23 protein-coding genes and 1 tRNA gene are annotated in these 20,629 nt (G+C 66.8%); 11 read left to right on the forward strand and 13 right to left on the reverse strand.

Translation table 11 applies throughout. The features are described from left to right. Positions 1-17 precede the first annotated feature (17 nt). The gene (locus A5727_RS27285) at positions 18-1,118 is read right to left on the reverse strand and encodes a hypothetical protein (protein ID WP_157521164.1); all 1,101 of its coding nucleotides are present in this window, start codon (positions 1,116-1,118) and stop codon (positions 18-20) included. A 196-nt stretch (positions 1,119-1,314) separates the two neighbouring features. On the opposite strand from A5727_RS27285, the gene A5727_RS26765 reads away from it, so the two are divergent. From A5727_RS26765 to A5727_RS01600, 5 genes are all read left to right on the forward strand, one after another. Then, entirely contained in the window at positions 1,315-1,734 is a 420-nt protein-coding gene (locus tag A5727_RS26765) for a hypothetical protein (protein WP_082949533.1), read from the forward strand. A gap of 675 nt (positions 1,735-2,409) precedes the next feature. Continuing rightward, a complete protein-coding gene (locus A5727_RS28440) occupies positions 2,410-2,886 on the forward strand; it encodes an endonuclease domain-containing protein (RefSeq protein ID WP_197507555.1) in 477 nt (158 codons plus the stop codon). A 181-nt stretch (positions 2,887-3,067) separates the two neighbouring features. Continuing rightward, positions 3,068-4,291, forward strand: a complete 1,224-nt coding sequence (locus tag A5727_RS01595) for an FtsK/SpoIIIE domain-containing protein (protein WP_082949535.1) — start codon at positions 3,068-3,070, stop codon at positions 4,289-4,291. A 94-nt stretch (positions 4,292-4,385) separates the two neighbouring features. Beyond that, positions 4,386-4,619 carry a helix-turn-helix transcriptional regulator gene (locus A5727_RS28445; protein WP_082949543.1) on the forward strand — a complete coding sequence of 78 codons (234 nt, stop codon included), beginning with the start codon at positions 4,386-4,388 and terminating at the stop codon, positions 4,617-4,619. A gap of 4 nt (positions 4,620-4,623) precedes the next feature. Further along, entirely contained in the window at positions 4,624-5,766 is a 1,143-nt protein-coding gene (locus tag A5727_RS01600; protein WP_082949536.1) for a site-specific integrase, read from the forward strand. A gap of 44 nt (positions 5,767-5,810) precedes the next feature. Here the strand turns inward: A5727_RS01600 and A5727_RS01605 are convergent. Both A5727_RS01605 and A5727_RS01610 read right to left on the reverse strand, forming a co-directional pair. Next, positions 5,811-5,883: transfer RNA gene (locus A5727_RS01605), tRNA-Arg, on the reverse strand. A gap of 75 nt (positions 5,884-5,958) precedes the next feature. Further along, positions 5,959-6,747, reverse strand: coding sequence for a TIGR03621 family F420-dependent LLM class oxidoreductase (locus A5727_RS01610; RefSeq protein ID WP_068243361.1), 789 nt, complete (start codon positions 6,745-6,747; stop codon positions 5,959-5,961). 59 nt (positions 6,748-6,806) lie between these two features. Between A5727_RS01610 and A5727_RS01615 the strand changes: the two genes are divergently transcribed. Then, the gene (locus tag A5727_RS01615; protein ID WP_068243364.1) at positions 6,807-6,980 is read left to right on the forward strand and encodes a CsbD family protein; all 174 of its coding nucleotides are present in this window, start codon (positions 6,807-6,809) and stop codon (positions 6,978-6,980) included. A 4-nt stretch (positions 6,981-6,984) separates the two neighbouring features. Continuing rightward, positions 6,985-8,031 carry a glutamate--cysteine ligase gene (locus A5727_RS01620; RefSeq protein WP_068243367.1) on the forward strand — a complete coding sequence of 349 codons (1,047 nt, stop codon included), beginning with the start codon at positions 6,985-6,987 and terminating at the stop codon, positions 8,029-8,031. A gap of 89 nt (positions 8,032-8,120) precedes the next feature. On the opposite strand, the gene A5727_RS01625 is transcribed toward A5727_RS01620, so the two are convergent. From A5727_RS01625 to A5727_RS01670, 10 genes are all read right to left on the reverse strand, one after another. Further along, positions 8,121-8,822 carry an anti-sigma factor gene (locus A5727_RS01625; protein WP_068243370.1) on the reverse strand — a complete coding sequence of 234 codons (702 nt, stop codon included), beginning with the start codon at positions 8,820-8,822 and terminating at the stop codon, positions 8,121-8,123. Then, positions 8,819-9,403, reverse strand: coding sequence for a sigma-70 family RNA polymerase sigma factor (locus A5727_RS01630; protein ID WP_068243373.1), 585 nt, complete (start codon positions 9,401-9,403; stop codon positions 8,819-8,821). Before A5727_RS01630 ends, A5727_RS01625 begins: the two co-directional genes overlap by 4 nt. Then, positions 9,404-10,183, reverse strand: a complete 780-nt coding sequence (locus A5727_RS01635) for a DUF1295 domain-containing protein (RefSeq protein ID WP_068243552.1) — start codon at positions 10,181-10,183, stop codon at positions 9,404-9,406. It lies immediately after the preceding gene. After that, positions 10,180-11,454: a class I SAM-dependent methyltransferase gene (locus A5727_RS01640; protein WP_068243377.1), complete on the reverse strand. Its 1,275-nt coding sequence runs from the start codon at positions 11,452-11,454 to the stop codon at positions 10,180-10,182. The genes A5727_RS01635 and A5727_RS01640 overlap by 4 nt, the downstream gene beginning before the upstream one ends. After that, positions 11,451-12,179, reverse strand: a complete 729-nt coding sequence (locus tag A5727_RS28010; RefSeq protein ID WP_231991912.1) for a DUF1365 domain-containing protein — start codon at positions 12,177-12,179, stop codon at positions 11,451-11,453. The genes A5727_RS01640 and A5727_RS28010 overlap by 4 nt, the downstream gene beginning before the upstream one ends. Next, positions 12,176-13,441 carry an NAD(P)/FAD-dependent oxidoreductase gene (locus tag A5727_RS01650; RefSeq protein WP_068243382.1) on the reverse strand — a complete coding sequence of 422 codons (1,266 nt, stop codon included), beginning with the start codon at positions 13,439-13,441 and terminating at the stop codon, positions 12,176-12,178. Before A5727_RS01650 ends, A5727_RS28010 begins: the two co-directional genes overlap by 4 nt. 54 nt (positions 13,442-13,495) lie before the next feature. After that, positions 13,496-14,554, reverse strand: coding sequence for a poly-gamma-glutamate hydrolase family protein (locus tag A5727_RS01655; protein WP_286149891.1), 1,059 nt, complete (start codon positions 14,552-14,554; stop codon positions 13,496-13,498). 3 nt (positions 14,555-14,557) lie between these two features. Further along, positions 14,558-15,784, reverse strand: coding sequence for an Nramp family divalent metal transporter (locus A5727_RS01660; RefSeq protein WP_068243389.1), 1,227 nt, complete (start codon positions 15,782-15,784; stop codon positions 14,558-14,560). 96 nt (positions 15,785-15,880) lie between these two features. Beyond that, complete coding sequence (locus A5727_RS01665) at positions 15,881-16,123, reverse strand: hypothetical protein (RefSeq protein ID WP_068243392.1); 243 nt, start codon at positions 16,121-16,123, stop codon at positions 15,881-15,883. Between the two features lie 51 nt (positions 16,124-16,174). Further along, positions 16,175-16,966, reverse strand: a complete 792-nt coding sequence (locus tag A5727_RS01670) for an SDR family oxidoreductase (RefSeq protein WP_068243394.1) — start codon at positions 16,964-16,966, stop codon at positions 16,175-16,177. Positions 16,967-17,002: 36 nt separating this feature from the next. On the opposite strand from A5727_RS01670, the gene A5727_RS01675 reads away from it, so the two are divergent. The 4 genes from A5727_RS01675 to A5727_RS01690 all read left to right on the forward strand — a co-directional run bounded on the left by A5727_RS01675 (position 17,003) and on the right by A5727_RS01690 (position 20,628). After that, a complete protein-coding gene (locus A5727_RS01675; protein ID WP_068243397.1) occupies positions 17,003-17,998 on the forward strand; it encodes a phosphotransferase enzyme family protein in 996 nt (331 codons plus the stop codon). Positions 17,999-18,063: 65 nt separating this feature from the next. Continuing rightward, complete coding sequence (locus tag A5727_RS01680; protein WP_197507557.1) at positions 18,064-19,110, forward strand: type III polyketide synthase; 1,047 nt, start codon at positions 18,064-18,066, stop codon at positions 19,108-19,110. Continuing rightward, complete coding sequence (locus tag A5727_RS01685) at positions 19,104-19,625, forward strand: isoprenylcysteine carboxyl methyltransferase family protein (RefSeq protein ID WP_068243400.1); 522 nt, start codon at positions 19,104-19,106, stop codon at positions 19,623-19,625. Before A5727_RS01680 ends, A5727_RS01685 begins: the two co-directional genes overlap by 7 nt. Beyond that, positions 19,612-20,628 (forward strand): NAD(P)/FAD-dependent oxidoreductase, encoded by a 1,017-nt coding sequence (locus A5727_RS01690; RefSeq protein ID WP_068243404.1) that lies wholly within the window; start codon positions 19,612-19,614, stop codon positions 20,626-20,628. Before A5727_RS01685 ends, A5727_RS01690 begins: the two co-directional genes overlap by 14 nt. Position 20,629 lies beyond the last annotated feature (1 nt).

The raw sequence follows: 20,629 nt of genomic DNA on the forward strand, positions 1-20,629 counted from the left end.
CGTGAGCGAACTCTTTACTAACGCGTTGTGACTGTGATTACCGGGATGTTCGACAGTAAGCTGGATTCTGCTCTCTCACTAGGGGTTCGGATTTCGATGAGTCGGCCGTATTCGAGGCAGACGGACCATGTTGGGTTTGTGTCGGATCTAGCTCGATTGCTCAGGAGCGCCTGATGTGCGGATGCCGCAGCTAACCCGACACTCTGGGTGTGATTCATGAACCGTTCGAGCGCGTGCAGCGCTCGCTGATAGCTAGCTTGCAGATCGTTCCGCGACTGGCTCAGTTGCGATCTGCTTTGAAGGACTTCGATCAGTGGGTGCTTCGTCGGAAGCGTTCGCCGAAAGATACTGGAATGCCACATGATTGCACGGTGATCGTGCAGTCTCTCGGCGTGCCTTTTCCAAGATGCGACTAATTGACGTTGGGCCTTGGGGCCAAGCCCGGCCTCGAACCTGCTTGCGTCTCTGTATGCGAGTCGTGCTGATGCGGCGAGCATTTCCAACGAGTCGGCAATGGCAAGCTTGGAGATCATCAGTGACTTCTCCGTTGTCCGCCGCGAGAACCACGAGACCTGAGGCGTCTTGCACAGATGAACGTATTGTGCTCTCGTTCGTGCGAATATCTGTGCCTGTTCTGCGAGGAGGTCAGATAATCTGGCCATGTCGTCGACTCGCGGCTGGACCCATGTGTTCCAGTCTGCGGGAGTCAATAGATCACCAGCGTGAGTCGTATCGCGGCTGTCGATCTCGAACAGGACGGCATACTTCATCCGCTGCAGTGCGTTGGCCATCTCGATAACCTCGTCCGCGAAGATTTGTCTGTCCGCTCCCTTCAGCGATTGCCCGACCGTTGCAGAACTGTGCATTCGAATGTCGATTGGTGGGATGCAGCCAGTCGCGACGAGAGCCTCGTTCACTCTGTCGATCAGATTAATCGCCGTCTGGGTCTTGAACCGAGTGGTGCTTGTCACGGCGCACCCCGTGGATTGACGCACCAAGTTGGGTGGGGCGCCGGCAGCTATCGCAAGATGGGCGAGGGGTGGTAGCGCATTGGCTAGTGAGTACGCGGTTGCGACGAGCTGGTTGGCGTTCATCGCTCTGAGTTCATCGGTCGTCATGTCGGGACGATAACGCCAGGGCGCGACATCACGGCCGATCACTGTAATCCGCCGTCGACTCAGGGGCTCGAACCCGCGCTGAATGGGCTCTGAACTGGTGTTATTGGGCGACGATCGCCGTCGGCTCGTGCGGTCGTTTTTTGGGGCAGGCTTGCTCATGCGGGACGTCCCCGCAGATGCGAGAGAGGTCTGATTGATGCCTGATCTGACGAGCCTGAAGGTCCCGGTGCCACCCGAACTGTTGTTGCTGATCGGCACCGGCGGCGGTGGGCGCACTAGAACGCTATACCGGGACGGCGCCGCCACGGAAGAGCTCGTCCAGCGAGATGGGGCAGCGGTACATCGGCTTTCGGGTGTGGCGGTATCCGTCGCCGGTGTCGGTATGGACGGCGCCATTGTGGAAACAACGACTCCGCTTGAGACCGTGGAAGCTGGGACCATCTTTCGTGTTGAGGGTGCGGCGGAGCTTACGGTCCGCGCCGACGTCCGTCCTGGCTTCGGTGATCGCGGGCCGCGCGGCACTCTTGCAGTGTCGGTGTATGCGCAGACATTGACTCCAGTCGGAACCGTTGATCAACTGCTGCGCAGTGGGTCTCGCCGAGGGGGTGGCGAGTGATCTGGCGGTCACGAAGGAAGTCGGAGTACTCCGATCCATTCAGATTGTCGGCCGCGGGACGCGTCCGCGCAGCTATCGCCTGGACGCGAGGCCCCGTCAGGCTAACGCGTTGGATGGCATCTGTGCTGGTTGTATGTGCGGTCATCACAAGCGTTGCGGTGGTTCGGAGCGCGGTGATGCACGGTGCATCACCGCAGTCGGCGGAAGCTCGAACTCGAGTCCGTGACGCGACAGCGACCCAGGCGATGCCAGTCGATGACAGGCTTCGCGCTGGCCCGATTTTGTCAGAGGTGTTGGAAAGGCCAGGATTTGAGTGCCAGCCGATGCCAGATCACGACCTGATGTACTTCAACCCGTTTGACGACGGTCCCATCGTGGTTGCGATCGACGCGAACGGGGTCGTCTGGGGACCAGCTTGCGTGGTGAGTGAGGGCTATACCAGTGTCTAAAGGTGACGATCTCTTGGCAGCGTTTCCCATCCATCGTCAGGCGTCGATTATCCGAGCGCATTTAGTGCAGACCCGCGTTACTCCGGAATCTCCTGAAATACCGATGTACAGATCTGCAGATGACATCAGACGAGTGATAGCGGTGCTGAACAGCACACCGTGTCCATCCGACCGGCGTTCTTCCCTGAATCATCCGCCAACGTTCAGGAACGCATCAAGAAGACGGATGTACTCCAAGCTTGTGGATTCGTTTGGCACGCTTTGCAGCGTTTGCGAGTTGAACTACGGCGTGTACATCGATCACGATCACCTTGACCGCGGCGTTAGGGGTTTGGTGTGTCGTGACTGCAATCGCTTCATCGAGTGGTGTGGTCACCCAGATCCGGCATCGTGCCGGATGGCGTGGTACTTGAATTCCCCTCCTGCGGAGCGTATGGGTCTACGCTATCCCGCCAGTCACAAGATGCGGGCGAACGATGCCGTGCGCGAGGTGATGCTGGGGTTCGACATATTCGATCGCACCGCGTGGCCCTCACCGTATCCGTGTGACTGGGAGTGGCGGGTTCCACCTGATGCTGAGCTTAAAGAGATTGATTTGGAGTGGTTTCGGCAACATCCAGGAGCAGAGGGCGCCGCTTATAGGCTGGCGACAGCAGATCGGGCCGCCCGAAAGTTAGCAGACGCAGATCATGCGAGCTCATAGGCTCTTAGTGCTGTGCGGTGTAACGCTTGTGGCGCTTTGGTGGGCTTCCTTAGTAGGCCTCGGCAACGCCGCGTTGCTGTGCGGCGGTGCTGCGATGTTGGCGATTCCTGCTGTGCGACTTGTTGGTCGGGTTCGGAAATGCCTACAGATTCGGAGGTATGGAGCGGGGTTGAGGTATGCGATGTCCATACTTTCCAACGCTGACAGATGGGCCGACATGGTCGAGATTCTCGGGTTGGCGGTCGATGCCGATATTCGGCGTTCGCGATGTCGGCGGGTCACGGCATTCGTCACGGGAGAGGGTCAGCTCGATCGTCGTGCAGTCCGCTACATCCCGGTAGTCGTCAAAATGAACGCCCAACCGTACGGCCTGGCTGTAACAGTCATCATCGCCCCTGGCCAAAGCCGGGACGACTGGATCCGCCGTTCCCGGCAGCTCAGTGCCGCGCTACGCGTGGAGCGTGTCGTGGTAGTTGAGCCGCGTCCTGGGGTCGTGGAGTTGCAGTTGCGCGTTCGTGATCCGCTAAGAGCTCTCACTGTTCTGTCCGAACCGCTGATCGCTGACGGCTGGCGACTTCCCCTCGGTGTAGACGAACGTGGCGTGCTGGTCGCTGGGGCGTGTCGGAACGTGAGCGGAGTTGTAGTCGGGGGAGTTCCCGGGGGAGGCAAGAGCGCGTGGCTGTCGATGGCACTCGCTTCCTTGGCTAGGCGCGAGGATGTCCAGTGGTTGCTCATCGACGGTAAGCAGGGCTACGACCTCGAACCTCTGGCCTCGCGGGCCTATCGGTACATCAGCGGCGATGAAGCCGGGGACCTGGAGGTGGTAAAGGGTGCATTGCAGGACGTTCAAGAGTTGATGCGCTGCCGGCTGCGCTGCTCGCGTGACCTTTTCGGCGAGTCAAACTTGTGGTCCGCTGGACCATCAACTACGCATCCGGTGGTTGTCGTCGTGATCGACGAGTGCCAGACGTACCTGGATGGTAAATCGTTCCCAACGCGGGAAACGAAAGCAACAGGTGCAGAGATTGATTCGATCGTTCGAGACTTGGTGAAACGCGGCAGATCCGCTGGGATCATCGTCATTTTGAGCACGCAGCGCCCGACAGCGGACAGCATCCCCACGAGTACCCGTGACAACTGCGGATTGCGGGTGTGCTTCTCCGTTCGTACTCGAGAGGCCGCAGCGGCAGTCCTGGGTGAGTTCTCGACGGAATCCGACATCAGCCCGATCGGCGCGCCGACCGGCGTCGGAGTGAGTTCGGTTGACGGTGTCGAGGTCAGATTCAGAGCTCCGTACGTTCCCGACCCTGTGCTTCGCAGACATCTGAAGGAGACAGCGCATCTGGTTTCCAATCCTCTCGAACTGCTCAGCCGTGCGCTGATGGACCTTGCCTCCGCCAACTAGTGCGACCGTTTGGACATGAACGCTGAGGAACAACAGAACTCAGGCACAAGCCGGCCGCGGCCGGCGCGTGAGCAACTCATTAATGGGAGTCGGCATGCGTAGGGGAGGAAACACGGGTGCTTCCGCACATGCGGTGTCACGTGATGGTGAACTGCTCAAGATTGATCAAGTTGCGGATCGGCTGAAAGTGTCGGTCGGCTGTATCCGGGCCTGGCGCCTGAAAGGCGAAGGCCCTCCGGCGATCCGGATCGGGACAGCCTTGCGCTGGGACTCGGCCGAAGTCGACGCATGGCTCGACTCGCGCCGAGAGTCGCGCTTGGGCTGCTAGGACGATGATCGAGTCTCGGATAGGACCGAAGGGCACCCGTGTCTACCGCGCTCGCGTGTACTTCCGCGGCAGGTATGTCGCGTCCAGGACGTTCTCGCGAAAGCGTGACGCGCAGGAATGGGAACGCAAACAAGTTGACTCACTGAAGAGTGGTGCGTGGGCCGACCCCAAGGCGGGGGAGAAGCCGGTCCGTGAATGGTGCGAAATCTGGCTGGCCGCTCAGCCCGCGAGACAGCCGGCTACGGAGCGGAAGATACGCGGCGTAATGAACAAACAGATCGCTGGCACCTTTGGGCGGCGGCCGTTGGTGTCGGTACGTCCCTCCGAGGTACAGGCTTGGGCTGCCGACATCTCGCGTCGGCAGTCCGCCGCCACAGCACGCCATTCCCTCGGAGTTCTGCGCAGAGTCTTCGACTACGCCGTACGCGATGGCGCGATCCATCGCAATCCTGCTGTCGGAATCAAACTGCCGAAGGTCCAGGGCAATGACCCTCGACCGCTCACACATGCACAGTTGTGGCAGCTCGCGGACCGTCTGAAAGAGCCGCGCGACAGGGTTCTGGTTCTCGTCGCCGGATACTGCGGGCTGCGCTGGGGAGAGTTGGCCGCGCTGCAGTGGACCGACGTCGACCTCGATGCGAGCGCCCTACGGGTTGTCCGTGCGTACTCAGAAGAAGCAGTTCGGGGTGAGTTCTCCCCGGTCAAGGATCACCAGGCGCGCACGGTACCCATTCCGCAAGTGGTGACGGATGAATTGAGGGCCTGGAAGGGCCGGCAGAAGTCATGCGGCCTTGTCTTCCCGTCCGCGACTGCCACGCCGCTTCGTAACCGAAACTTCCGCCGCGATGTGCTCGACGACGCCGTGCAGGCCCTCGACCTCGACATCACCCCGCACAACCTGCGCGACACTGCCGCCTCGCTCGCGATCCAGGCTGGGGCTTCCGTCGTGGCAGTGGCTCGGCTTCTCGGCCATGAATCGGCGGCGACCACGCTGAATCACTACGCCGCGCTGTTCCCGAGCGACCTTGATGACGTGGCCAAACGGCTGGACACAGCGGCGCGGAAGACGATCACACGCCACCTGGTGCCATCGAACACCAAGCAAGCACCGACCATACACCGACCAGAGAGGGGCGATCAGCAGTAGGGCAATCGCCCGGAAAAGCCCGCTGAACTGCAAAAATAGAAATGTGCCCCCGGCAGGATTCGAACCTGCGACACCGGCTTTAGGAGAGCCGTGCTCTATCCCCTGAGCTACGGGGGCGCGCTGGCACAGCGTACCGTCTGCGTCGCGCGTAACCGAACGGGCACCTCACGCGCTGGAGAGCCCGGACGGCCGTCAGCGCAGTTCCGCGATCACCTTCGCGAAGAACACGTCGTCCCTGCTCTGGATCGAGAACGACGAGATGCCGTACTCGGCGCGCAACTGCCGCAGCCGGTCGGCCACGTCGCGGGTTGTCCCGGAGAGCACACCGGGCAGGGTCATCAGCTGCTCATCGCTCAAGCCGGGAGCGTATCGCCTGGTCATCGAAAGGTCAGGAACGCCGGAGTTGTCCGATGGCATGGCCGTGATCGCGAGGTCGAGCACCAGATCGGCGTACCGCTCCCCAGCGACCGAGCGCACCAGGTCGATGCGGTCGGTGCCGGTGAGTCCGACGATGTCGGCATGCCGCGCGGCCACCGTGAGCACCTTGTCGCCACTGCCCGCGATCAGCAGCGGAATCTCGGGGTGGTGCCGGCGCAGGTGCTCGGCGACGTGCTCGAGGTGCGCGACGCGGGCCCCGGCGCTGGGGAAGGGGATCTCCGCGGCCTCGAACTCCTCGCGGACGTAGCCGGCGCCCAGACCGAGGTCGAGTCGGCCGTCGCTGAGTGCGTGCACGCCGGCGGCGTCGCGGGCCAGGAGCGCGGGGGAGTAGAACGCCGCGTTCATCACGTACGTGCCCAGCCTGATGGTCGACGTCGACTGCGCCACCGCGGCCAGCACCGGGAACGGCGCCGGCGCTCCCAGGTGATCGGGGATGTTCAGCACGTCGAAGCCGAGATCCTCGTAGCGCCAGGCCGTTTCCTGCAGCTGTGCGCGCGAGCGGGCCGACCGGATACCTACCGCGAATCGAAAGTCAGTGGCCATCACGCCCGATGCTAGCGGGGCCAGGTTTGGCGAGTAGGGCTTTGGTCAACCCTGCGCGCATGAGTGCAGGAGACAAGTTCAAGAACAAGATCGACGACACAGCCGGCAAGGCCAAGGAGAAGCTGGGCCAGGCCAGCGGTGATCGCAGCACGGAGAACGAGGGCAAGCTCGATCAGGCCAAGGCCAACCTCAAAGACGCTGGTGAGAAGGTGAAAGACGCCTTCAAGAAATGACGGAGTGCCCACTGTCGGGGTCGAGGAGGAGTTTCTTCTCGTCGATCCCGGCAGTGGCCAACCGCTACCCCACAACGCCGACGTCGCGCACGCTGCCCGCGAGCGCGGCGTCGAACTTCAACTGGAACTGACGACCTGTCAGGTGGAGACCGCCACCGGTGTCCACGAGATGCGTGACGATCTGCTCGACGAGATCGTCGGACTGCGCCGCGCCGCCGCCCAGGCCGCCCATCAGTGCGGCGCTCAACTGCTCGCGGTGGCACTGCCGCCGACGATCCCCCGCCATTTCCCGATCACCGACACCCCCAGGTATCACCAGATCGCGGACCGGTTCGGGATGATCGCGCACGAGCAGGGCATCAGCGGATGTCACGTCCACGTGGCCGTGCCCGACCGGGACAGCGCGGTGCGGGTCTGCACCTGGCTGCGGCCGTGGCTGCCGCTGCTGCTGGCGTTGTCGGCGAACTCCGCGATCTACCGTGAGGCGGACAGCGGTTATGCCAGTTGGCGCAGCATCCTGTGGCAGCGCTGGCCCAGCGCGGGTCCGCCGCCGGCCGTCGACTCCGCCGAGGAGTATGACGCGCTGGTCGCGCAGATGGAGGAGTCCGGGGCCATGCTCGACGACGGCATGGTCTATTGGGATGCGCGCCCGTCGGCGAAGTTCCCGACGGTCGAGATCCGCGTGGCCGACGTCCCGGCGACCGCAGCCGAGACTGCCCTGCTCGCGACCCTGGCCCGAGCCTGCGTGATGACGGCGTGTGCGCACATCGACGCGGGCAGGCCGGCGCCTGAAATCTCCGAACCCGTTCTGCGCGCGGCCTATTGGCGGTGTGCGCGCGACGGTCTGGAGGGCAGGACGCACGCGATGCTGGCGGCGTTCATCGACGAACTGCGGCCCGCGCTGGAGCAGGCCGGCGACTTCGACTATGCGCAGTCGGAGTTGAAACGCATTGTGCAGGAAGGCAACGGCGCGATGCGGCAGCGGCGGGCGTGGCGGCGCGGCGACATCCGCGATGTGCTGAAGGCCGCGGCCGAGGCGACTCTGGGGTGATCCCGCCAGCGCGAAATTGCATTCAGGGTCGTGATCCTTTGCCCGCAACAGCCCTGGGTGCAATCTCGCGGGCTGAACCGGAACCAGAATCAGATGAGCGGCAACTCCGCGAAGACCTCACCCGTCGGCGAGGTGGACCCGGCTCCGGGTTCGACGGTGAACGCCAAGGCCGTCGAGTTGCGCAGGTCAGGCACGACGGCCGTGGTCGACGGCGACACCGTCGCGGCATCCATGGTGCCAGCGGAGGTCGCACCGTCGTCGCCGACCAGCCACATCTGATAGACGGTGCCGTCCTGCGGAGGAGTGACGTCATTCATCACCAGCACGCCGGCGTTGCGCTCGTGCGAGAACACGAACGTCGCCCTGCCGCCGGTGGGGATGGGACCCGACACGGTCTGCACGTCGGGTGCGGCGAAGACCTGCTGGGCCGTCGTCGGCTGCGGCGACTCCCGCAGGACCGCGCCGACGCCGACCCCGCCCAGCCCGATCACGACTGCCGCCGCCGCGGCCAGCACCGCTGCGCGCCAACGCCGTCCGGTCCCGGGGAGACGCCGGACGGGATCCTCGGCTGCCGCGGCCAGGATGCGGTCGCGCAGCCGCGGGGGTGGTTCCACCGCGGTCGAGGTCGACACGCGTGCCATGGCCTCCCGCACGGCCCGCACCTCGTCGAAGAACTGATCGGCGTGCTCGGAGTCGGCCAGCGCGGCCTCGAGGTGATCGCGTTCGCTCTCGGGTATCGCGTGCAGTGCGTAGGGCACCGCCACGGTCAGGATGTCATCGGGGGTCGTCATCGTGTCCCCAAGCAGTTGCGCAGGCTGCGCAGTGCGTCTCGCATGCGTGACTTGATGGTCGCCAGGTTGGCCGACAATCGGTCGGACACCTGCACATAGGTCAACCCGTCGTAATAGGCGAGTTCGACACATTCGCGTTGCAGGTCGGTCAGGCTGTCCAGGCAGCTGACGACCTGTCGGCGCTCGTCGCGGATCAGCACCGACTCGCTCACAGCATCGACCGGCGGTTCGACGGTGGCCGCGCCGTACCGCGACTCCCGTCTGCCGCCGGCCTCCTCGCTGCGTACGCGGTCGACGGCGCGGCGATGGGCCAGGGTGAGCAGCCAGGCCAGTGCCGATCCGGAGGCGGGGTCGTAGCTGTCGGCGCTGCGCCAGACCTGCAGGTAGACCTCCTGCGTTGTCTCCTCGGCGTAGCCGGGGTCGCGCAGGACGCGGCTGATCAGTCCGAACACCCGAGACTTGGTGTCGTCATAGAACGCAGCGAACGCCTCGGCGTCGCGCCGAGCCACCCGGCGCAGCAGTGCGTCGAGGTCAGCTGTCACGTCTGAGAGCCTAGCGGGCGGGGAGGTGATCGTGGTCATTTACCCCCGCTTCGGTGGTCGGGGCACGAAAAAGGCAGTCCGCGAACAGTATTCGTCGAATCCGGGCCGTCCGGCCATGAACTTCTCGGCCAGTCGCGCCCCGGTGGCGTACACCAGGAAGTAGGTCATCAGCGCCGGTGAGAACACCGTGAGCAGCGCCAGGGGACCCGTGATGGTCACCAGCCAGATGCCCCACCACACACTGGCGTCGCCGAAATAGTTCGGATGGCGGGTCCAGGCCCACAGTCCGCGGTCCATGATCCGGCCGCGGTTGGCGGGGTCGGCCTTGAACGTCTTCAGCTGATGGTCACCGAGCGCCTCGAACACCAGGCCGACGCACCACAGGGCCAGGCCCACCGCCGCGACGGGCCACAGGGCGCGCGGTGTCGGACCGGCGGTCGCCGACACCTGCACCGGCAGCGACACGAACCACGCGGAGGCGCCCTGGATGACGAACACCCGACGCAGCACGTTGCGCGCCGAGAAGTCCTCTTTCAGCAGGGCCCGGTAGCGCGGGTCCTCACCCTTCCCGGCGGTCTTGCCGTGGATGTGGATCGCCAGACGCAGCCCCCAGACCGCGACGAGCGCCAGCAGCAGTATCCGTCTGCCCAGATCACCGTCGCCCAGCACCGCGGCGACGGCCGCGACGGCGACGAAGGCCAGGCCCCAGCAGACGTCGACGACGTTGGCGCGGTTGATCCGCCGACTGATCGCGAACGTCACCCCGAACACGACGATGACCGCCGCCAGCGAGGCACCCGAGACGACCAGAAAGTTCACCACCGTCCTCCGTTCGAGGCGAAGGTCCACTGGTACACGTCGAGGTAGCCGGAGCGGAACCCCGCCTCGGAGTAGGCCAGGTACAGCTCCCACATGCGACAGAAGACGTCGTCGAAGCCGAGTGCGGCCACGGCGTCGCGGCGCTGCGTGAACCGTTCCCGCCACAGCCGCAGGGTCTCGGCATAGTGCGGACGCAGCGAGCACATGTCGACGGTGCGCAGTGACGTATCGCGTTCGGTGATCGACAGGATGGCCTCCGTCGACGGCAGCAGACCGCCCGGGAAGATGTACTTCTGTATCCAGGTGTGCGTGTTGCGGCTGGCCAGCATCCGCGAATGGGGCATGGTGATCGCCTGGATCGCGACCCGCCCACCGGGCGCCACCAACGCGTCAAGGGTGCGGAAATAGGTGGGCCAGAACTCATATCCGACGGCCTCGATCATCTCGACCGAGATCACCGCGTCGTAACAGCCCGTCACGTCGCGGTAGTCGCAGAGTTCGATCGTGACGCGGTCGGACAGACCGGCGGCCGCGACGCGTTGCCGGGCCAGGTGCTGCTGTTCGGCCGACAGCGTCACCGACGTCACCTCCGCGCCGCGGGCCGCGGCGCGAAGGCTCAGTTCGCCCCAGCCCGTACCGATCTCAAGGATTCGGCTGTCCGGTCCGACGCGCGCCGTGTCGAGCAGCCGGTCGATCTTGCGATGCTGCGCGGCGGGCAGCTCGGTCCACTGCGCGGGCAGCGAGTCGAACAGCGCGCTGGAATAGGTCATGGTCTCGTCGAGGAACTCGGCGAACAGGTCATTGGACAGGTCATAGTGCTCGGCGATGTTGCGGCGGGCCTGATCCCGGCTGTTGTGATGGGTTTTCGGTTGGCGCGCAAGGGCAATGGGCCGCATCCGCTGCAACGACCGCGGAACCAGGTCCGCCACCGACGTCGCGAAGACCGTGAGCACGCCCGCCAGATCGTCCGATGTCCACTCGCCGGCCATATAGGACTCGCCGAACCCGATCAGGCCGCTGCGGCCCACGCGGCGCACCAACCGATCCGGGTGGAGCAGGCGCAGCGTCGGCAGCGTCGGGTCGGCCGCGCCGATCACGGATCCATCGGGATACAGCAGGCGCAGCGGCAACCGGCGCGCCGCGCGCTGCAGCAGGTCGTCGGCGACCAGTCCGGACAACGCGGCCACCGGCCCCCTCGGGACCGAGGCCACGCCCGGCCAGCGATCGGCGTCGATCGCTGAGGTGTCGGTGCTGGAGAGGTCGATGGTCACGGCAGTTGAGTCCTTTCGCGGACGGCTGATGGACGTGGGACGATCGGGACGCGGCGAAGCACGAGGGTGATGCCCTGGACGCGGATTCCCAACGCGCCCAACAGCGGAGCCAGTGGGGCGACGATCTGGAGCCAGGCGATGCGTGCGGTGCTGGCAGTGCGGCGTCGTCCGCGCATGGTGGCGACGAATGCGGGTTGGCCGGCCCGGTGCAGCGACACCGTGACGTCGAGGGTCTCCGCGGGTCGGGGCGCGTGCACCAGGTAGTGGCCGTCGACTCCGTTGAACGGCGAGACGTACATGCGCTTGGGCACCACCACGCCGTCGTGCTCGGCGGGCAGCAGGTAGGCATGCCGCTGCCCGTAGGTGTTGTGCACTTCGGCGATGACGGCGCGCAGGCGGCCCGCGCGGTCGTGGCACCAGAACACGCTCAACGGGTTGAAGACGTATCCGAGCACTCGGGCCTGCAGCAGTGCTGTGACCTGTCCGCCGTGGAGGTCGACGCCGTGCTCGGCCAGGAAGGCGTCGACGCGACCCCGCAGCGTGTCCGGGCCGGGCTGGAAGTGGTCGGCGGCCTCGAAGCGCGCGAAAGGCCGCAGCCATCGGGGCAGTTCGGGCAGGTGGTCGATGTCGACGTACCAGCTGTAGCTGCGATGCTCGAAGTGGTGGTGTACGGGGGCGCGGCGAAGGTGGGTGATCCGCGTGCGGTAGATCGCCGGTGTGCTCACAACCTGCTCCCGGCGCACAGCAGGGCGTCGGCGGCCCGCACCCCGGACGCCGCACCGTCCTCGTGGAATCCCCACCCGTGGTACGCGCCCGCGAACGCCACTCGGTCATCACTGAGGGAGGGCAATCGGCCCTGCGCGGCAACGGATTCCAGGGTGTACTGCGGATGGTGGTAGGTCATCTCGGTGAGCACGGAGCCGGGGCTGATCGGCGCGTCCTCGCCCAGCGTCACCAGGAATCGCCGCGGACCGGACAGCCCCATGAGTCGGCTCACGTCGTAGGTGACGACGACCTGGTCGCGCCGGTCGGTCATCAGGTAGTTCCAGGACGCCCGGGCGCGTGAATGCCTGGGGAGCACCGATTCATCGGTGTGCAGCGTGGCGTGGTTGGTCGAGTAGCCGATCGCGCCGAGCACCGCGCGTTCCCACGCAGTCGGCTCGTCCAGCAGTGCCAGCGCCTGATCGGGATGGGTCGCGATGACGGCGGCGTCGAACTCCTCGGCGCCGAATCGGGCGGTCCGGATCTGCACGCCGAACGTCGTGCGGCGCAACCCCTGCACGGGTGTCCCGCGCCGAACCTCGTGGAGACGGCCCGCGATCGCCTCGACGTAGGTGGCCGAACCGCCGACGACCGTGCGCCAGGTCGGGGATCCGAACACCGTGAGCATGCCGTGGTGCTCGAGGAAGACGAACAGGTACCGGGCCGGGTAGTCCAGCGCGGAGTCGGGGGCGCACGACCACACCGCGGCCACCAGCGGTGTCATGAAGTATTCGGTGAAGAACGCCGAGAAGCCGTGCTGGTCAAGGAAGGCCCGCAGCGTCAGGTCGGAGTCGACGTCCTCGTGCAGCAGCGCGCTGGCGGCCCGGTGGAACCGCTTGACCTCGGCCAGCATGGCCAGGTAGCGCCAGCGCACGAGGTTCGACGGCGCGGGGACTAGGCCGCCGAGACCTCGTGCACCGGCATATTCCAGGCCGATGGCGTCGGCCCGGACGGACATCGACATGTCGGTGTCATGCGTACGCACACCGAGTTCGTCGAAGATTCGGCACAGCGTGGGATAGGTGCGGGTGTTGTGCACCAGGAATGCGGAGTCGACGGCCTCGATGACGCCGTCCCCGCGATCGAGGTGGTGGGTGTGCGCGTGCCCGCCGAGACGGTCGTCGGCCTCGAACAGCGTCACGCGGTCGTGGCGAGACAGCGTGTACGCGGCCGCCAGGCCCGCGACTCCACTTCCGATGACGGCAACGGATCGTCCGGTGTTCACATCAGGTGTTCGGAGCCGCGGCGCGGATGGATGGGTCGAGGTGCGTGGGTTGACTCACACCCAGGTCGACGCGGCGGCCGCCAGTCCCGAGACCAGCCGCGAGGTCACCACCGGCAGCCCGTCGGCGGCGGCCACGGGGCTCAGCGGGCTGATGCCCCGCACTCGCGGCGACAGCTCGAGTTGGGCGCCGCCGCCGCGCACGCGGTTGACGGGGTTGTCCGGATGCAGACCCCGCAGTTCGCGCGGAATGTCGTCGAGGTCGGTGATCACGTGATAGCCCGGCAGGTCGAGGTGACCCGCGACGTGCGAGGCGAGTGTCCGGTTGCCGCCGCCCGCGAGGAGACGGGTGCTCTGCCCCATCCGGCCGTACCCGTGCACGGACACGACGACGTCGACGTGGTCGAGGAACTCCGCCAGCCGAGCCGACTCTGCCGGATCGAACCGCGCCGACGCCAGGTGGTGCGGGTAGTCGACCGGGTGCCGGACGGTGTAGAACGAGGCGCCCGCGGCCTCGGCGGCGCGCTCGGCGATCACATCCGTCATGCGCTCCAGATCGCCGCCATGGATGGCCATGAAGCCGAACCTTGAGCGCAGCACGTGCTCCTCGTGCACATGGGGATCACTCAACAGTTCCGACAGTGTCTGCGGCCCCGGGGTGTCGGGCGCCACGCGGTGTGGCCAGCCGGCCGGATCCCAGCGGTGCAGGAACTCGATCCAGCGCTGCGGCAGCTCGTGGTGGCGCGCGCCGTCGATGATGCGTTCCAGATAGCCGGGCCGCGGCGGGCCGGGTTCCACGCGGTGGTCGATGTAGACCCAGGCGTCGGCGGGCCCGGTGGTGGCCTGCACGGTCAATCGGTCCCGGCGGTACCGCACGGGCACCCCCTCGGCGCGGTCCAGCGCCGCCAGGTCGGTCTCGGAGATGTCCCACACGATGCCGTGCACCTGCGATCCGTGGAACGGCTCGATGGTGGCCACGCCGCGTTCGTTGATCAGCCAGTCATGGTCGGCCAGCACCGCGGGTGTGGGGTCGGTGGCGTCGGGGCATCGGGCCGCCATCTGCTGCGCGCACAGGTTGGACCCGTACGCGAAGTAGCGATGGACGGCCGACCGAATGCGTCAGCCCCTGATCGTCAGACAGATGAGCACCACATTCAGCAGGGTAATCACGGTGGCGACGAGCCAGCCGAAAACCGTCGTCATCCGATGGTTCACATCGGCGCCCATCACCGACGCGCGGCTGGTCAGGCGCACCAGTGGGATCAGCGCGAACGGGATGCCGAACGACAGCACCACCTGCGACAGCACCAGGGCGCGACTGGGATCGAAGCCGACGCCGAGGATGATCAGCGCCGGGATCAGCGTCACGAGGCGGCGGACGAAGATCGGGATCGAGACCTTCAGCAGGCCCTGCATGATCATCGCGCCGGCGTAGGCGCCCACCGACGTCGACGCCAGGCCCGAGGCCAGCAGGCCGATCGCGAAGAACAGCGCCACCGTCGGCCCGAGCGCGTCGCGCACCGCGGCGTGGGCACCCTCGATGGAGTCGGTGTCGTCGCGGCCCTGCAGATTGGTCGCCGCCACGAGCAGCATCGCGATGTTGACCGATCCGGCGACCAGCATCGCCAGGGTGACATCCCACCGGGTGGCCGACAGCAGACGCCGGCGCAGCGGGCCGGGTTCGGGGTGACCGTGCCGGTCGCGGGCCAGGCCGCTGTGCAGGTACACCGCGTGCGGCATCACGGTGGCGCCCAGCATGGCCGTCGCCAACAGCACGCTCTCGGCGCCGTCGAACCGGGGGATCAGGCCCGAGGCGACCGACGCCGCGGGAGGGGTCTCGACGAACAGGCTCGTGAGGAACCCGATCGCGATGACGAGCAGCAGACCGGAGATGACGTGCTCGAACATCCGTTGCCCGCGGCGGTCCTGCACCAACAGCAGAACCATCGACACCGCACCCGTGATCAGGCCCCCGAGCACCAGGGGCAGGTCGAACAGCAGGTACAGCGCGATCGCGCCGCCCACCACCTCGGCCAGATCCGTGGCCATCGCCACCAGCTCGGCCTGCAGCCAGTAGGCGATGCGCGTGCGGCGACGGGTGTGGTCGGCGACGGCCTCGGGCAGCGAACGTCCGGTGACCAGACCGATTTTCGCGGACAGGTACTGCACCAGACCCGCCATGACGTTGGCGAGCACGATCACCCACAGCAGCAGGAACCCGAACTGCGCGCCCGCGCTGACGTTCGCCGCGACGTTGCCGGGGTCGACGTAGGCGATCGCGGCGACGAACGCGGGTCCCAGGAGGTACCAGCTGAACCGCGACGAGGTCTGTCGAGTGAGCGCCACGCGCCCACTCTAAATCCGGGTCAGCGAATCAGAAAGTTAGGAGAGCCGAAAACTGAAGATGGCCCGCATGATGCGGGAACCATCGTCACGGGCGGGTCAGAAGACCATCCCGGCGCCGAAGAACGGGTCGCCGTACCACGGCATGGCGTACACCGACGGACGCGAGTCGATCTGAACGTTGCCCGGTGACGAGCACACGGTGTTCTGGCCACCCTGGATGCCGCCACTGCCGCCGGTGGCCTCGCAATCAGGTGCAGCGACCGCTGCGGGCGCCGCTGCGATGGCGACCGCGGCACCTCCAGCCACCAGGGCGGGGATGATGAAACGCAGCACGCGCATGGGAAGTCCTTTCTTTCGGACAGTTCCTCCGCAGTGTATCGCTGCGCCCCGTCACAGGTCGGGGATGGGAAGGTCCAGATTCGGAAACGTGATCCCGCCGTCGACTTCGAGTGTCTTTCCGGTGAGGTAACTGCTCGCCGGCGACGCGAGATACACCGCGGCCGCGGCGATGTCGGCCGGATCGCCCAGGCGCCGCATCGGCGTGACGCGCTCCATCGGCTCGCGGAGCGAGTCGTTGGAGGCCACCACATCCAGTGCAGAGGTCAGGATCGAGCCGGGCGCGATGGCGTTGACCCGAATGCGCGGGCACAGGTCTAGTGCGGCCAGTCGGGTGTACTGCGCCAGCGCGCCCTTGGCGGTGCCGTATGCCGCGAACCCGCGACCGGCCACCCGGCCCATGGTCGAGGTGATGTTGATGATGCTGCCGCCACCGGAGTGCTCGAGCATCAGTGGGACGGCCGCGGTCGTCAGGGCGTGCGCGGTCAGCACGTTGAACGTGAACGCGTCCCGCAGATCCTTGGTCGAGGTGTTCAGCAACGGGGCGGGCATCGTGCCGCCGACGTTGTTGACCACGACGTCGAGACGTCCGAAGGCCTGCACCGCGGCTTCGGCCAGCGCGGCGGTGGCCTCGGGGTGCGCCAGGTCGCCGGCGACGACGTGCGCGCGGCGGCCCAGTGCCCGGATCTGGTCGGCCACCGCGTCGAGTTCGGTCTGGGTTCGTGACGCCACCACCACGTCGGCGCCCACTTCGGCGAACGCCACCGCGATGGCCGCACCCAGGCCGCGTCCCGCGCCGGTGACCACGGCGACCTGATTGTCGAGTCGGAATCTGTCGAGGATCATCGCGCGACGCTAGCAAGGCCGGGTAGGTTCACCAACGTGTGTCCGGACGCGGCAGATCTCGATCTCAGCATTGCGGCCAAGGCCCTCGCCGAACACGCGGTCGCACCGGGGTCGCCGTTGGAGCTGATGAACCGCTCAGAGAACTCCACCTACCTGCTGACCGACTCCGCGACCGGGGAACGGTCGGTGGTCCGCGTGCACCGCGGTGGTTACCACGAGCGCCATCAGATCGAATCCGAACTGATGTGGCTCGACGCCCTCAGCGCCGATGGTGCGGTCGCCGTGCCCAGGCCGCTGGCCGCCGCCGACGGGCGACGGGTGGTGACGGTGGACGTCGACGGCGCACCGCGCCATGTGGTGCGGTTCGAGTGGGTCACCGGGGCACATCCGGCGGAGGACGCGCTGGGGCAGGCCGACTTTCACGAACTCGGCCGGATAACCGCTGTGCTGCACAGGCATTCACGGACATGGTCCCGGCCCGACGGATTCGACCGGTTCGCCTGGGATTGGGACGCCTGCCTGGGCGCGGCACCCCGGTGGGGCCGATGGCAGGACTCGGCGGGCGTCGGCGAGACCGAAAGAGCCGTCCTCGACCGGGCGCAGCGGCTTCTGCGAGAGCGCCTGCGTGAGTATGGTTGTGGCCCCAACCGCTTCGGGCTGGTGCACGCCGATCTACGGTTGGCCAACCTGCTCATCGACGCCGGTGACCTCACGGTGATCGACTTCGACGACAGCGGATTCAGTTGGTTCTTCTACGACTTCGCAGCCGCGGTGTCGTTCATCGAGGATGATCCAGCGCTGCCGGCGTGGCAGGACGCCTGGCTGACCGGGTACCGCACCGTCGCGCCGGTGGACCGTGCCGACGAGGACATGCTCGCGTCGTTGGTGCTGGTGCGACGGCTGATGCTGCTGGCGTGGATGGGCACGCACGACCACGCGCTGGAAGCGCAGACCAAGCTGGCCAGCTACGCCCAGGGCAGTTGTGCGCTGGCCGAGGGCTACCTGAGTTCGGCTGGCCGCACGCTGGGCTGAACTTTTCCGGTGTTCCCTACGTAGACACCTATGTGGAACCCCGAAGCCATACCCTTGACGACACGATCGGACCGGACCCCGGTCCCGGCCTCGTCGCCGCCACCGTGGAGTTCCCGCCGCACCGCCACAGTCAGGACGAAGTGGTCTCTGCGCTCACCACTTTCGCCGGTGCGGAGTTCACCCGGTTCGCACGCAGCAGCGGTGTCGAGGCCCGCAATCTGGCGATGCCGCTGGCACGGTACAGCCAGCTGAGCGGATTCACCGAAGCCAATGAGGTGTTCGTCGACGTGGCGGTCGGTCTGGCCGAGCAGGCCCTGGAGAACGCGCTGTCGGAGGCGCGAATCCGGCCGGACGAGGTCGACGTCATCTTCTCGACCACGGTCACGGGGCTGGCGGTGCCCACCATCGACGCCCGACTGGCCACCAAGGTCGGCCTGCGACCGGACGTCAAACGCGTGCCCCTGTTCGGTCTGGGATGCGTTGCCGGGGCCGCCGGGGTGGCCCGCATGCACGACTACCTGCGCGCGTTCCCGCAGCAGGTGGCCGTCCTGGTGGCGGTGGAACTGTGTTCGCTGACCATGCAGCGCGACGACCACTCCCTGGCAAACCTGGTGGCCACCAGCCTGTTCGGCGACGGTGCCGCGGCGGTCGTGGCCGCCGGTGCCCAGCGGGGCGCGCCGGGGCCACAGGTGCTGGCCACCCGGAGTCGGCTCTATCCCGACAGCGAGAACGTGATGGGTTGGGAGATCGGCACTTCCGGCTTCAAGATCGTGTTGTCGGCGGGGGTTCCGGACGTCGCGGAGAAGTATCTCGGTGAGGACGTGAACCTGTTCTTGGCCGAATTCGGCCTCACCCCTTCCGATATCGACACCTGGGTGTGTCATCCCGGCGGTCCCAGGGTCATCGAGGCCGTCCAGGATGTGCTGGAGTTGCCCCCGATCGCACTGGACCGCACCCGGGAGTCGTTGCGCGAGCACGGCAACCTGTCGTCGGTGTCGGTGCTGGACGTGCTGCGCGCCAACCTCGCCGACCCGCCGCCACCGGGATCGCTGGGCATGATGGTCGCCATGGGCCCCGGTTTCTGCTCCGAACTGGTGCTGCTGCGTTGGTGAACCCGTACTACGTGCTGATCGCGGCCGTCGCCGTCGAGCGACTGGTCGAACTCGTCGTGTCCCAACGCAATGCGCGCTGGGCGTTCGAACGGGGCGGCAGGGAGTTCGGCCGCGGGCACTACCCGGCGATGGCGGTCCTGCACACCGCGCTTCTGGCGGGTTGTGTGCTCGAGGTGTGGCTGGCCCACCGGCCCTTCCTGCGGTGGCTGGGTTGGCCGATGCTGGTGCTCGTGGTGGCCGCACAGGTGCTGCGGTGGTGGTGCATCGCGACGCTCGGGCCGCGGTGGAACACGCGGGTGATCGTGCTGCCCGGGAAACCCCTCGTGCAGCGCGGGCCCTACCGCTGGATCCACCACCCGAACTATGTCGCGGTGGTGGTCGAGGGCGTCGCGCTGCCCCTGGTCCACACGGCCTGGGTGACGGCGCTGTGTTTCACCGTCGCCAACGCGGTGCTGCTCACCGTGCGGATCCGGGTGGAGAACATCGCGCTGGGGTACACCGATGCCCGGGTATGACGCCGACATCCTGGTGGTGGGCGGCGGCCCCGGGGGACTGGCGACGGCTCTGCACGCGCGGGCGCGGGGACTGTCGGTGATCGTCGCCGAACCCCGTGACTCGCCCATCGACAAGGCCTGCGGTGAGGGGCTGATGCCCGGCGGTCTGCGGGTGCTCGCCGATCTCGGGGTCGATCCGGCCGGGATGCCGTTTCGGGGCATCGCCTACGTCGATCGCGAGCGGCGAGTCGAGGCGCGGTTCGCCGGCGGGCCCGGTCGCGGGGTGCGCCGGACCACGCTGCACGCCGCACTGACGGCCCGCGCGCACGAGGTGGGGACCGAATGGGTCGCGGCCAAGGTGGGTGCGGTGAGCCAGGATGCCGACGGTGTCTCCGCGGCCGGAGTGCGCGCTCGGTATCTGGTGGGTGCGGACGGACTGCATTCCGCCGTGCGCCGTGCGGTCGGCATCGGTGTCACCGTCGGGCGGCCCCGTCGGGTCGGGCTGCGATGCCACTACCGCGTGCCCGCGTGGTCGGAGTTCGTCGAGGTGCACTGGTCGCCGTACGGAGAGGCCTATGTGACACCGGTGGAGCCGGATCTGGTGGGGGTGGCGATCCTGAGCAGTCACCGCCACGACCTGTCCTGGTTTCCGTGGCTCGAACGCACGCTGGCCGGGGCCAGGCAGGATCGCGAGCGCGGCGCCGGGCCTCTGCGTCAGGTGGTGGCGCGACGTGTCGCGGGCCGCGTGCTGCTGGTGGGCGACGCCGCCGGCTACGAGGACGCGCTGACCGGTGAGGGGATGAGCCTGGCGGTCAAGCAGGCGGGCGCGGCCGTGGCGGCCATCGCGGCCGAGCGTCCCGCCGACTACGAGCGGGACTGGCACCGCATCACCCGGCGGTATCGCTGGCTCACCCGGGCCCTGGTGATGGGCACGACGCCCGCGCTGGGCCGCCGCGCGGTGGTTCCGGCCTCGTCGGCACTGCCCTTCGTGTTCCGCGGTGCGGTCAACACGCTGGCGGCCTAGC

It is taken from the genome of Mycobacterium sp. ACS4331 (genome assembly GCF_001667265.1).
In the GTDB taxonomy this organism is placed as follows: Bacteria; Actinomycetota; Actinomycetes; order Mycobacteriales; family Mycobacteriaceae; genus Mycobacterium.

What these genes read in the sequence shown, in the direction of transcription:
- A5727_RS01610 (WP_068243361.1), bottom strand. Translation starts at nt 6,747, where the DNA reads ATGGCCACTGACTTTCGATTCGCGGTAGGTATCCGGTCGGCCCGCTCG.
- A5727_RS28445 (WP_082949543.1), top strand. Translation starts at nt 4,386, where the DNA reads ATGCGTAGGGGAGGAAACACGGGTGCTTCCGCACATGCGGTGTCACGT.
- A5727_RS26765 (WP_082949533.1), top strand. Translation starts at nt 1,315, where the DNA reads ATGCCTGATCTGACGAGCCTGAAGGTCCCGGTGCCACCCGAACTGTTG.
- A5727_RS01670 (WP_068243394.1), bottom strand. Translation starts at nt 16,966, where the DNA reads ATGATCCTCGACAGATTCCGACTCGACAATCAGGTCGCCGTGGTCACC.
- A5727_RS27285 (WP_157521164.1), bottom strand. Translation starts at nt 1,118, where the DNA reads ATGACGACCGATGAACTCAGAGCGATGAACGCCAACCAGCTCGTCGCA.
- A5727_RS01625 (WP_068243370.1), bottom strand. Translation starts at nt 8,822, where the DNA reads ATGACGACCCCCGATGACATCCTGACCGTGGCGGTGCCCTACGCACTG.
- A5727_RS01595 (WP_082949535.1), top strand. Translation starts at nt 3,068, where the DNA reads ATGTCCATACTTTCCAACGCTGACAGATGGGCCGACATGGTCGAGATT.
- A5727_RS01600 (WP_082949536.1), top strand. Translation starts at nt 4,624, where the DNA reads ATGATCGAGTCTCGGATAGGACCGAAGGGCACCCGTGTCTACCGCGCT.
- A5727_RS01665 (WP_068243392.1), bottom strand. Translation starts at nt 16,123, where the DNA reads ATGCGCGTGCTGCGTTTCATCATCCCCGCCCTGGTGGCTGGAGGTGCC.
- A5727_RS28440 (WP_197507555.1), top strand. Translation starts at nt 2,410, where the DNA reads ATGTACTCCAAGCTTGTGGATTCGTTTGGCACGCTTTGCAGCGTTTGC.
- A5727_RS01630 (WP_068243373.1), bottom strand. Translation starts at nt 9,403, where the DNA reads ATGACCACGATCACCTCCCCGCCCGCTAGGCTCTCAGACGTGACAGCT.
- A5727_RS01615 (WP_068243364.1), top strand. Translation starts at nt 6,807, where the DNA reads ATGAGTGCAGGAGACAAGTTCAAGAACAAGATCGACGACACAGCCGGC.
- A5727_RS01690 (WP_068243404.1), top strand. Translation starts at nt 19,612, where the DNA reads ATGCCCGGGTATGACGCCGACATCCTGGTGGTGGGCGGCGGCCCCGGG.